The organism is Sneathiella glossodoripedis JCM 23214, assembly GCF_000616095.1.
In the GTDB taxonomy this organism is placed as follows: Bacteria; Pseudomonadota; Alphaproteobacteria; order Sneathiellales; family Sneathiellaceae; genus Sneathiella; species Sneathiella glossodoripedis.
The window spans coordinates 341,353-353,815 of the sequence record NZ_BAMS01000001.1 but is presented as its reverse complement, the minus strand read 5'-3'; the positions used below and the strand labels follow the sequence as shown (position 1 = coordinate 353,815).

Sequence of the window (12,463 nt, the reverse complement as noted above, 5' to 3'; positions counted from 1 at the left end):
TATCCAACTATGACTACAAACCAGGAAGCAATCGATATTCTAGATGAATTATATCAGTCGCTTGACGATGCATATTGGGCATCAAGTGACCCTAAAGACCGTGATTTGATTAGAGGAATTAGCAGCAGCATCTATAAAGAAATCAGCGCACTGAATAAATTGGAAATAGAAAACAGATCAAAAGAGTATGAGGTTTTGACCTTTGACGTTGTACGGGTTAATAAAAAACTCGAAAAACTCAAAAAAGAAATTGATGACATTATCGAAAAAGTTGATTTGGCTGCTGATGTAGTCAAAAGTATCGGTAAAGCCCTCGGTTTTATTGGCAAATTTATTTAAACACTCTTCAACGGACATAACGAGGAATACGAAAAGGATATATAGAGAGTTCCTGTCCTGTTTATGCCCTCGAGTGGCGCGCCAAAGGCATTTGAGAGTGACTGATATCTGACTATGGCGTTTTTCAGCCCGCAGATTAAAGGGGCATAATTTCTTTTCTTCCGGTGAGGTTGGGAGATAGGATAGTTTATCTAACCCTCCATTTGAAGCTGTTGTTTAAGGTCGATATGAGAACTCAAATTTGTGGTGTCAGCCGAAGCCCGGGCAAGAGCCGACAATGAAGCGCCTATTCGGACTTTCTCGAATTTGGATGATTTCCAATGGTTACTCTACTCTCCTCGGAATGGTGCGACTTCCTTCAAAACGGCATGGCTTGCGAAACCGTTCTGCAGCGCAATCACGAGCATGGCCTCAATGGAGAGGCCGGAAATCGCTTGCCACAGCAATCCAAAAACCACTGGTGCGCCAACAAGGCCGATCTGGAAGTCGATGGAGCGCAAGACATTTCTCAAAAGCACCATGTACTTTACTGTTTTTCGCCCATCCTCCTGCATCTGGACCAGCCGGCGGTAAAGTGCGCCAATCAGAACGCCAAAAAGTGTCATAACGAACGCACTCAGAGCCGTCAAAATTGCCCCGAAAGTCGAATCTGAATTAACTCCAAAGGCGCCACTGATACTCGGCTGGCTGGACCCGTTTACAAAGAATAAGATGATCGCGAATGATACAATGACGGCGCTAAAAAGGAGTAGCCGACGCTTAATTGTTTGGCTCATGTCAAGTACCTTCAATTGTCAATGCTAACAAGGTAAGCTTTTGTCGCGTTGCTAATCCAGAATAATACGCGGGATTTGTCAATTCGCGTTACACGAAGAAAGCTTGATGCTGGATGAAAAATCGGAACTGTCCTATCGGGCGTTGACAGCCAAACTGTGTCGTTATCGTACCAAACCAATACCACATGTTCGTCCAACACGAGAAGTGATGCACCTTGTGGATCAAGGTCACGGCCAAAAGAAGCCTCTCCCGTCTCGGCAATGTAATCCGCCAAAAGCCGTTCGCGCGATTGAGTCACCCAGCCGCCCACTCCCCTGCCTCTGTAAAGTTTCCAAACGTAAGGCTCATCCTCGCTTGAAGCGCGCCCCGGCACCATCCAATCAGTGCCTGCCCAACGCGCACCTTCAACGTCGATCCAGCCATCTTTCGGTGAGAAAAGAGCCGCAAACGGGGTTGTTGCCTCACCAACCAAGATAGAAGGTTCGGACACAGCTACTGTTCCGTCCTGTTCAAACACAAACAATGACTTTGCCGTCGTACCTTCCGGGGATGGGATCACGCTAACAGTTCGGAACAATTTATCGTCAGGAAAGTAAGTGGGAAAAATCATCTCGGAGGCGGAAGCAAACGGTGGCCCCAACTCCACCCGGTCAACACCCAGATAGGAGCGGATCGTTGCTTGTGCTGTTTCGGTTGAGACAACCAACCGCTGATCGCCACCCGGAAACGCCCATCCCTCCCCAAAAAACATTAGTTCATCGGACGCAGTATTTTCGAGTGCTTCAAATAACCGTATCGTTTTCGCCGTACCTGGTTCTGTGACGAAGCCTTCTGTTCCCGACCCGGGCGCAAGTTGCCCAAGGCGACCTTCGATCCAAGCATTCGGGTCTTCATCCTCAGCAGGAGCGATATTTTCAGTGTCCACCAACTCAAAGCGCATCTCTTCTTCGCCGTCATGAAGATGCAAACGATGAATTGCGCCCAACCCTTCGTCGCCTCTGTTTTGAATCAAACTTCGCACTGCAACAAAGATATTGTCGGAACCAACAACGACCCGTGCAATCGGTCCGGGGGCCTGAATTTCCACAAACCGGCGGTTGGCAGCCAGTTGCTGGCGGCGCGTTTCTTCAACAAGAATTGGGGATTGCCCGTGCACAATCGACTCCGATCCAATTGAAAGCCCTTCTATGGCCATACGGATGCGCTCCAAGAAACTTGGATGCGCTTTATCCTGATAGAACGGGCTGTACGGGCCAGAAGAAAATTGCATCATCAATGTCATGCCCTTCAATGCCCCAATAATGTCGCCCGCAGCCCGTTCTGCGCCCGAAAGGTCACTCAGATCCAATCCGAAAAAGAACAAAGCATTCTCGTTGACAAGCGCTTCAGGCATGGCCGGATCCGCATATGCTCGAGACAATGTTGCTAGCGCATAGGCATCTGCAGCGATTTCGGCGTCAACTTCGCTAGGAGAACGCCCTAACCAGTCGACGGAAAAAAAGGCAGAGGCCGCGTCGGTCGCGGCATGATGACCCAGCTCGTGGGCAATGACGAAACTTAGGCTCGTGTTCCAAAAACCAAACTCTGATTCAGAAGATGCCGCTGCCGGGCCGTCAGTGCCCAGATAAGTCAAATCAGTCGGTCGAAGAAGAAATTGATCGATAAAAATGACCTTTAATCCGGGATCGTAAATCGCATTGGCCCGTCCGGTCTTCGTGATATTCGAAAAGCTGTCGTCGGTTACCACAATATCGAGTCGATCCAGCGAGATTTTCTGCTCGACATAAGGCTCTTCGCTAAGATCGGTGTTGCGCAGGATCCATTCCGTTTGTTCTCGTAAACTCTGAAGCCGCGCGGGGGCTACGTCCACCTTGGCCAATGCTTCATTGATGGCCTTTGCGCGGCGCTCATTGGGGGTTTCCGAAAATGCAAGTAACCCTAAGAGGATGATCACTACAGCGGCAATGGCAAGTCGCATCCACTCAATGCCTTTTATCATAGTTGATCTCACAAATTGCTTCTCCTTTATGTTCGAGCTATGTTTTGCACCTGCCAAAGTACACCAATTTGAATTTTCTTTCCATCGGGTGCTTAGATGAATTCTCGTCACGTCAGTCAGTTCACGACACTCGTTCTATTGATAGCTATCTTCGCCTTACTTTTGCTCGCGCTATTAACTGATCGCAATTCCATCTCTGCAGCGCTCAACGCTGCATTAGGAGAAAATAACGTTGGTCAGCTTGACAAAATGCAAGCAGCCAGGCTTCAGGATTTAATGTCGCAGGCGCTTGCCGCTGCAGGAACACCAGACACGAAGTTTGCGATCAATGAACCCGTCCATGACAACATATTAAATGTCCTGACGATTGCGGAATCCTTTGATGGCTACCCATTTGACAAACGTGGCTGGGTTTTGGGCAATGCCGCCTATGCTTCGGAAGATGACATAGTTTTTCTTGATCAGGTGCAAGTTAAACGCGTGTTGGGCGAAGGCGGATCAACCATTCTTGACGCCACGTGGCTGTCATTATTGATCCTACATGAACTTGGTCATCGTGCCGAAAACCATGTCGCTGCTGGCGGACTCTTTGGGTTACTTGACAACATTGGCAACCGGGCCGACGAACTTGCCGCAGACAAATTTGCTGAACGCGCAGCGCGCGATTGGCTCTCCAAAGACCTCGAGACTTCCAATGTCTGTTTTACTCGGCGTTGTGTGAGGTCGCTAGTCTTGCAGCGAAGGTCGGCTCCTGGCACATATCGGTTGAAATCGGCCCTTACCGGACATTCATCTCTTACCACGCCGCCGTCTTAGAGTCTCCCTAATACAGACATTAGTTGACCTTCCCTAAAGATATGCGTAGCTTTTGTAGTGCGCTTGTAGCTTAATGTTAAAGCTCCTGCCTTTATGAAGCACTTGCTTTCTTAGAGCAGGTGATGCACGTGCCAAGCGCGCCAATAGGAAATCACTATGTATCTAAACAAAAGCTTCGGACGCAAGCGCTTTAAAGCAAATCTCGGGAACGCCAACCACCTGATTATTACGTCGCTCGTTGGGCTCGATGCGATTGAACGCGGGAAAGTAGAAGATATACCAAGTGAAATGAGAATGGCTTGGTCGCCAAAGTCACCAAAGACCTCGGCGCGAAGGGCGGCTCTGTTGAAATCAGGGTGGTTTGCCTTTCCGGAGCGTTAAAACCGCATCGTCGGAAGGGGCTGGAATTCTGCCAATTTTGGCGGCACGAGTCCCATAAATAGGATTAGCGGACTCTTGGGTACCACCAAATTAATAACAGTGCCGGGACCGGGGCTGATCTCTAGTCGGGTATATGGATGTAGCGCGATACTCCTTCCAGGGTTTTATGACCGGATCGGGCGCGGATTTGCCAAAGACTGTCACCTTTGAGACCGGCCCGGGTGATATAGCCGCTTCGAAGGCTATGGGCGCTGATCAGCTGGCTCCTTTCTTCACTATCAGCGTCCGTATGACCTGTCGCTTTGAGCATCGCCTGGTAGCGGCTTTTGACCAGGCGGGCAATGGAGCGCGGGGTGAGAGCCGTCCGGCCCAACCGCTCAAAACGATCGACACTCCGAAAGACAGCGCCCTCCTTAAGTTGTGCCGCGGCGAGCCAGCGGTGCAGGGCCGCCACCGGACAGAGCGCGGGATCTGTCTCGCGCGGCAGACTCTTGATCTGGCCAAGGCGCCTGGCATCGTTCTTGGCGCGGCGGATGAGAAGTTTTAAAGACTCCGCTCGAAAGCTGAGATCGGCAACGGTGAGGGCGCAAAGTTCACTGCGGCGAAAGGCGCCAAAGAAGCCGACCAGCAGCAGGGCGGCATCGCGGCGATCCCGGAGATTGGTTCCAAGGGTTCTCACCATGGCGGCGAGCTCCTCGTATGAGAGCGGGCTGCGCGCCGCCACCGGACGCCCCTCCAGGCGGTAGATCCCGTCCATGACCTGGCGCAGCAACGGATGATGCGGATCAAAGGCGCGCCCGCGCGCATAAAAGCCATCGGCAATACCAAAAATGCGGCGATTTAATGTGGTCGGTGCCAGGTGATCGGCGGCGTCCGAAAGATACAGCCCTACCAGCGGCTCGCCGGGGCCGTCCGAGATCGGTGCCAGACCTTGCGCCGCACACCAGCTTTTGTACGCGGTCCAGTCCTCATGATAGGCTTGCTGGGTGGTGTCCGCATGGGCCGCTTTTAGATAGCGGCGGGCGCGTTTCAAAGCGGGTTGTAACGAGGGCGGCAGGACGTCTTTTCCGAGCGCAGTCAGCTGCGGCTCGGATGTGTAATGGTCCCCCTTTGTGACGCGCAGGTTTGGCATCGGACCCTTCCTTTGAGGCTTCACCTAGCGCCGCCTGAGCAGAAGTCAAGAGGGGAGGTGCGGATCGCGCCCGGATTGAGCGATTTGTAGGCCAGGAATTCAAATGTCTTCGCTCTCTTTCTCACAAAAACGTTAGCTGTATAAGGGATCAAGCTTTGGGAGAGGCGCAATATTTCCGGGGACCGATTAGGGGGGGGGCGGTGAGCGTGGAGGTGATCCTGGAAGAAGTGGAAGAGAGACGTGGGTATGAACTAACTCTGAGGCCAAAAGCTAGAGAAGTTACCTTATATCATAAAATATTTGGTTGTTGCTGACCTCCTCCCCATAAATAGGGCCGTTTCTAAAGTTAGGATTTTCTGTGAAACGATGATCAGGAGATCCATTTATGAAGCGCAAAAGATTTTGAGAAGAACAGATCATTACGATCCTGCAGGGCATACTGCGGGGATGAAGGTTAAGGACCTCGTCCGCAAGCAAGGCACCGCCGAACAGACCTTTTACTGGTGGAAGTCCAAGTATGGCGGTATGGATGTGTCTTATGCTAGGAAGCTGAAGTCGCTGGAGGTCGAGAATGCCCGGCTGAAGGAGCTTCCGGCCGATCAGATGCTCGACAACACAGCCTTGAAGTAACTGCATTCAAAGGAGTGGTAAAGCCCTCAGTCAGGCGCCAGCAGGTTCAGCATCTTGTAGCGGGCAAGATGCAGTCTGAACGCCGTGCCTGTGGGCTTGTTGGCATATCAAGGTCGGTGGTTCAGTATAACAGCCAGCGCCGCTGTGAAGGGGCTCTAAGGTTGTGCCTGAAAGAACTGGCGGAACGCTATCCCCGATATGGCTATCTGATACTGCATGCTTTCCTCAGACAGGAAGGCCTCGTGCAAAATGCCAAACGGACGTACCGCCTCTATACGGAAGAAGGACTTCAGGTGCGCACGAAGAAGCGGCGCAAGCTGCCTAAGGTGCCGCGCCAGCCAATGGCTCTGCCGTCATGGCAGACAGAGAGGTGGTCTCTGGATTTTGTATCGGATTAGTTGGCAACTGGCCGGCGCTTCCGCACCTTTAATATTGTGGATGATTACACCCGCGAGTGTGTCGGCCAACTGGTGGATACATCGATCTTCGGCCGGCGGCTGGCGACATTTCTGGATGTCCTTGGTAGCCAACACGGCCTCCCTCGGGAGATTGTTCTTGACAATGGCCCTGAGCTCATAAGCAATGCAATGTTCCTGTGGTCGCAAAGGACCGGCGTGAAGCTCAATTTCATCCAGCCCGGCAAATCGGTGCAGAATGCTTTCTGCGAAAGCTTCAATGGTGCTCTCAGAGACAATTGCCACAACCAGCACTGGTTCATGAGCCTCAAGGAGGCTCGCTCAGTCATCAACGAATGGAGAAAACATTATTATGAAGAAAGGCCCCACAGTTCGCTCGGATATCAGCCGTCGGCGACGTTTGCCAAGCTACAGGCAAGACGCTTACAGTCGCCTCCGGCTCCTTCCACTAACTTACCTGTAGCTCAGAAGGATGTGGCATGATAACCATCAAGTTCCTAACCTAGGAAATGGCCTTAAGCCGGGGGGAAGGTCACTTCTATTGGAAAGTGTTCTGTAAAGCGCATTTCTAGTGGGTTGCTTTAATCATTAGTTGTTTTGATATTGCTAGCAATTTTGTTGAAGAAGGGATTGGAAGTTTGCGCAGTAAATTAGTGCAATTTGTTTTGACAGCTAAGTTTTGAAGATAAAAGGGACATTTTCAAGAAGCGAACCAATATAGAGGTTTGAGATACCCATAATCAATTTTTTTATTGGAGAAATAAATGAACAATGAGACCAATGAGATTAGACGCGCAGAATATGAACGAAAGTTTGAAGCCAAGTACAAGGCCTACAAGAAAGACTAAGCGAAACTACAAGAATTTCGAGGAAAAAGTGGATTGCACCCAGACTTAAGTGATTCAAAGACGAGATTTTTCCAGCTGCTGCAAGATCCACTCTTGAAGCAATTTGAGCACTGCTGGGAGTTCGACACAGCAAGGGGAAGAATCCTCTTAGACAAGATAGACTGCAATTTGGGTAACACGAGTAGCGGTGAAACGTATTTCTTAAATTTTCTGCTCGCCGTCTGGTTTGGACAAAGTTTTGATATTATTGGTACTACTGGCTCACTGGATGAAAACGGCAGAAAAATTGTTAGCAAATGGTTTTTTATCCTTATTATCCATAAGCTCAAAGGTTAAGAAATAAACTCATCAATAAGTGCTTCTGACATTACTGGAAGCCACCAGGAATGTCAGATAATGTCGAGTCTTCTAGAGTTAATTACATGAATTTCTGATAGCCCAATAGGTCTTATTAGCTTCTTCTCGAAGGGAGGGAAAGTGCCCCCCATTAGTTATCCAAAATCTTACTTTCTCCAGTGCATCGCAGGCATATTGAGAGTATTGACCTAGTGCCCATATTATTTGAGTTCTAATCTCTGGCTGCTGTTCATCGTCAAGCGCCGTGATTAATGCTGGTACGGCTAATCTTGGCTGTAGTTTGGTGTTACCTAAAGTGATTGAGACTGACAGTCTTGTTCGCGTATTCGAAATCCCTCTGTTTTTGAGTGCAGCTATCAGGTCTGGTGCAATAGAAGAAGTATCCACTCCACTGTCAGAAAGCTCATTTACGATAACAGAAGCATCTGCCTGTAGAACATCGTCGTTTGATCTTAACATCTCAGACACAATGTCAAATCCGTGGTTGTCAAGTTTCAATAGGATTGGGGTATATTGCTTATTCCCTTTCCCTTCCATGAAGAAGGCCTTTAGCTGTTTTGTTGTTTCGGGTTCCAGGTCTCTAAACAAGTCTGTAATCTCTTCAGAATATTGAGTTTTGTGGAAACTTTTGAGCAAGTTTAGCGTTTTTTTGACTTTGCTTTTCTTTGAAGAATTATCTATCTCCAAAATAGCTACGCCGCATCCAATAGCATTTCTCTCCACGGCATAATCAAAAGCGGATTTGTCAGTATCGTCAGTCGCATGGATCTTTAAGTCGGGATGGTAAACAAGCTTTCTGCACACAGTTGTAAGGCGATGAAGAATGGCAATACGGAGGGGTGTTAACCACTTTCCTTGTTGGGACATAGTAACACTCTTTGTATTGGGTTGAGCGCCAAGACTCAGCAGCCTCATCGCAGTCTCAACTTTTTTGTTGTCCAACGCTGCGCCAAGTGGTGTAACCCCAGTATCGTCCGCATTATTTAGATCGGCATCATTAGTTGCGAGCTCTTGAATCCTGGAAATATGCCCTGCAGTAGCAGCAGTTACTAATCGCTCGGTTTGACGCCCCTTACTTTCTACCTTTGGTGGAGAAGTTCTAAGTAATCTGAAAAGATTGTTAACTCTTTCTATTTTTTGATCTGCGCTCAGATCAGCAGAAGAGATTAGATTACACTGCATATGAAGGACCTGATGCCATAAAAAGGCTTCTCTCTTGTCGTTGTCAGGTATGCTATCAATCAAACCCTTCCTAACTCTCTTGTAGGTTAATCCTATCTCGGCTTCAATATTGGCAAAACTCTTGAACAGTGCCTCTGCGGTTGCCTTTAGTTTTGGGCTTAATACTTTATCATCGTCAGTTAGGCTTACGAGTTCTGAGCAACGTAAATCGTCATTGTGAAAAAACGCTTCAGCTGAGAGAGGTATTAACAAAAAGTAGGTGAGAAGGAGAATACTCAATAAAGCTCTTGTATTCAATCGGAATAACTCCTTTGAATTGCTGACCAATATAAAAATAGATTTTAAAATGAGTATAATCTAAATTAGAATAATGTATAGTTTGTTTTCCCTTGAGGTACTATTTGAAAATTATGGCAGCATAAGAAATACTTACTCTCAGCAAGAGTTTTGACCAATTTTTAGTATCCTCAAACAAATGATTCCGATTAACATACGTTTGCTAGAAGCACTAGTCTAATGCAGATAATACAGCCATAGAATGCACGGAGTATGGTTTACGAAGGTGTGCGGCGCTATGCCCGCCCTTCCGCAAGATCCCTCTTCGGGTTACTAGGTCGTGCCAGCACTCCACAATCTGTACCCCCATTTTCAGTCCCTTCGATCTTTACTAAGCGGGTGATCTCCCACCGTTTACTCCGGATCCTGCAATTTTCTCCAGCCTTTTTTTCGATGAGCGAGAAGGTGTTGCAAGCCTGAACAAATAGGACTGAAGGACTAATCCCTAATGAGGGACCAAACCGACCTTACACGATTCAAAGCGGGCAAGCTGTTTACGACAAGGGCCATACTCCTGGCGATGGATATTTCGATCTACAAAAGGACTTTTCTGTAGCCGACAGCCCCTTCCGCTTTACACTCCCGTCGGCAGCGGAAACGGCGGCTGCTTTCGCAGAGCCCGTTGTCAGTGACGGCAAACGGGTCGTTTTGTATAGCCGTAAAAGCCCACAATGAGAGACGAGATTTTGGTGGATGTTGCGGTGGCTCGGGTTCGACAATGTGTCTGTTCTGGACGGTGGTTATGATAAGTGGATTGCCGACGGGCGTGTGACCTCAACCCGCCCCTGTAGCTACCCAGCTAGCACATTTTCCTTCAACGTGAGACCCGAGCTATTTGTTGATAAAGATGGTGTTCAGAACGCGATTGGCGCGGCAGATATCTGCACGATCAACGCGTTGACAGCGGATCTGCACATTGGCAATGGTCCGCGCTATGGTCGCCCCTGCCGCGTCCCGGGCAGTGCCAGAGGAAATTAACGTGAGTTGGTTTGAGACCGACTTTCTATCGTATCTGAATGCAAAATCCTTTCCGGCATCTGCGATCAAAATACGCAAGAAATGGATTTACCCGTCTTAAAAACTTCTGCCTTCGGAGTATCAACCAGAATTTATATAAAGAATATCATAAATATATGAAGTATTTAACTAATTGATTTTAATAGATTTATTAAATCAGCTAAATTTCAGACATTCTTATAAAATAACGTCAATTTGATCTTTGATACTAATTTTGGTCACAAAATTATTGGGTTGCAACCTAGAAAAATACTACAAGAAGCACTTGTCGCTTTCAAGCGGTTTTACATATTCTCGATGAAACGAGGCTAGAGCTATGTGTCCAAATGTATAAATTTTAATATTCTTGTAAGTTGTGAGCGGGAGATAATAATGGACAACTTTCAAAGTGCGTATTGAAGGCACCAGTTGTTTTCCACTGACATTACGACCGTTGAATATTTTCAATGAGTAAGTTGACTATTTTTGAATTTCACAAATGAAGTAGATGGACGGAATGCAGCTTGCGGATATCGCAGAGGGAGAAATGGTCGCCCCTGGCAAACTGGCCAAACTCCTGCGGACCGACGCAGAAGAGATTGCCAGAACATTTGTCTCAGACTGAGTGGTTTATGATGTGAGTGTTTGGCTCATCCTAGGTTGATATTGGGCGGCTTGCTGTTGATGTTGCAAGCGCCGTTTATTGATAGTGTTTTGTTTGATCCTTTCTCTTCGTTTCAAGATTGTTTCTGCTCTGCCAAAGTAAGCATCAGCAGGTGTTACGTTATTGAAGCTCTCATGATATCGGTGGTTATTGTAATTATCGATGAACATTTTAATCTGCGTTTCCAAATCACCGGGTAAATAATGGTTTTCCAGCAGGATGCGGTTTTTCAGAGTTTGGTGCCATCTCTCGATCTTCCTTTGCGTCTGCGGATGGAAAGGCGCCCCTCTGATATGGTCCATTTGGTTATTGCCGAGCCAGTCAGCCAGTTCTTCTGCGACATAGCTGGGGCCATTGTCAGACAGCAGACGTGGTTTATGAATGACCTAGGCACTATCACAGCCGGACGCTTCTAGAGCCAACTCAAGAGTATCGGTCACATCGCTTGCCTTCATGGATGTACATAGCTTCCAGCTGATGATGCAGCGGCTACAATCATCCAGAATGGTTGAGAGGTAGTACCAGCCCCAACCAATGATCTTTAAATAGGTAAAATCTGATTGCCACATTTCATTGGGACGTGTGGTTTTATCCTTAAACTCATTGGCTGCCTTGATCACTACAAAGGCTGGACTTGTGATCAGGTCATGGGCCTTAAGAAGTCTGTAAACACTGGATTCTGATATAAAATAGCCTTTGGTGTCGGTAAAGGTAACCGCCAGCTCTCTTGGGGACAGTTCCGATCGTTCCAATGCCATCTCGATGATTTGATCCTGTATCTTTGATGGGATACGGTTCCATATCCTGTTGGGACGAGACGGTTTATCCTCCAGGGCTTCGGGGCCACCCTCAAGATAACGATCATACCAACGGTAAATTGTCCGCCGCGCTATGCCCAATCGGTCCAATGTTTGTTTGGCCGGTAGATGGGATTGCTCAACCAGTTTGATAATCTCCAGCTTTTCAGATGCGGGATACCTCATTCGTGGTTTGGCCATTCGCTTGAACCGGTGGCGCTATAGACCTCACACCCCCATCTCCGAGCATGCTTTTTTTGAGCAATCGAAGCTCCAGTGTCTGCTCCGCTACCACTTCTTTCAGGTCGCGCGTTTCACGTCGAAGCTCCTTAACTTCATCAAAATTTGCAGACTGGGCTGTATCACCGGCCAGGCGCTTTTTGCCGACTTCCATGAAGTCTTTCGACCATTTATAATAAACGGCTTGGACGATGCCTTCTCGTCGACATAGCTCAGCTATGCTATCGTCACCGCGCAAGCCCTCAAGCATGATCCGTATCTATTCTTCTGCGCTATATTGTTTGCAAGTTGCACTACGGATGTCTTTAACCACCCGATTTGCTGAAGCTTTTGAAGTCTTTTGTTTTGCTTTCATCTTCGTTCCTTAGGTCACTACGATGAAACCAAAACACTCACATGTTCACAACATCTATTCTGTGCCATAGGCTCTGACGGGGAACATCCTAAGCCCTCATATGGGCGTAACACCATCTGCAGGGGTAGGCTGTTTCTAATTGAGCGCCAAAGTTCACTTTCTAATAATGATAAGAACCTCATAGGAGCATGATTAACC

At 48.0% G+C, this 12,463-nt stretch carries 8 protein-coding genes and 2 pseudogenes; 5 read left to right on the top strand and 5 right to left on the bottom strand.

The features are described 5' to 3' along the window. Positions 1 to 9: 9 nt before the first annotated feature. On the top strand, positions 10 to 339 hold the full coding sequence (locus tag JCM23214_RS01755) for a hypothetical protein (RefSeq protein WP_025897210.1): 330 nt from the start codon (positions 10 to 12) through the stop codon (positions 337 to 339). A gap of 329 nt (positions 340 to 668) precedes the next feature. Here JCM23214_RS01755 and JCM23214_RS01750 read toward each other — a convergent pair whose 3' ends face one another. After that, positions 669 to 968: a hypothetical protein gene (locus JCM23214_RS01750; protein ID WP_148301741.1), complete on the bottom strand. Its 300-nt coding sequence runs from the start codon at positions 966 to 968 to the stop codon at positions 669 to 671. Positions 969 to 1,126: 158 nt separating this feature from the next. Then, entirely contained in the window at positions 1,127 to 3,115 is a 1,989-nt protein-coding gene (locus JCM23214_RS01745) for a phage exclusion protein Lit family protein (protein ID WP_025897205.1), read from the bottom strand. A 96-nt stretch (positions 3,116 to 3,211) separates the two neighbouring features. Between JCM23214_RS01745 and JCM23214_RS01740 the strand changes: the two genes are divergently transcribed. After that, complete coding sequence (locus tag JCM23214_RS01740; protein ID WP_025897203.1) at positions 3,212 to 3,931, top strand: hypothetical protein; 720 nt, start codon at positions 3,212 to 3,214, stop codon at positions 3,929 to 3,931. 156 nt (positions 3,932 to 4,087) lie between these two features. Continuing rightward, the gene (locus JCM23214_RS01735) at positions 4,088 to 4,312 is read left to right on the top strand and encodes a hypothetical protein (protein WP_025897201.1); all 225 of its coding nucleotides are present in this window, start codon (positions 4,088 to 4,090) and stop codon (positions 4,310 to 4,312) included. A 121-nt stretch (positions 4,313 to 4,433) separates the two neighbouring features. Here the strand turns inward: JCM23214_RS01735 and JCM23214_RS01730 are convergent, their stop codons facing one another. Beyond that, a complete protein-coding gene (locus tag JCM23214_RS01730; protein WP_025897199.1) occupies positions 4,434 to 5,444 on the bottom strand; it encodes a site-specific integrase in 1,011 nt (336 codons plus the stop codon). Positions 5,445 to 5,859: 415 nt separating this feature from the next. Between JCM23214_RS01730 and JCM23214_RS22975 the strand changes: the two are divergent. Next, a pseudogene (locus JCM23214_RS22975) lies at positions 5,860 to 6,973 on the top strand (IS3 family transposase). A gap of 779 nt (positions 6,974 to 7,752) precedes the next feature. Here JCM23214_RS22975 and JCM23214_RS01710 read toward each other — a convergent pair. Beyond that, complete coding sequence (locus JCM23214_RS01710; RefSeq protein WP_148301740.1) at positions 7,753 to 9,174, bottom strand: ankyrin repeat domain-containing protein; 1,422 nt, start codon at positions 9,172 to 9,174, stop codon at positions 7,753 to 7,755. A gap of 732 nt (positions 9,175 to 9,906) precedes the next feature. Between JCM23214_RS01710 and JCM23214_RS21925 the strand changes: the two genes are divergently transcribed. Continuing rightward, positions 9,907 to 10,191, top strand: a complete 285-nt coding sequence (locus JCM23214_RS21925; RefSeq protein WP_025897193.1) for a sulfurtransferase — start codon at positions 9,907 to 9,909, stop codon at positions 10,189 to 10,191. A 648-nt stretch (positions 10,192 to 10,839) separates the two neighbouring features. On the opposite strand, the pseudogene JCM23214_RS22970 reads toward JCM23214_RS21925, so the two are convergent. Next, positions 10,840 to 12,265 (bottom strand): annotated as a pseudogene (locus tag JCM23214_RS22970) (IS3 family transposase). Positions 12,266 to 12,463: the final 198 nt, after the last annotated feature.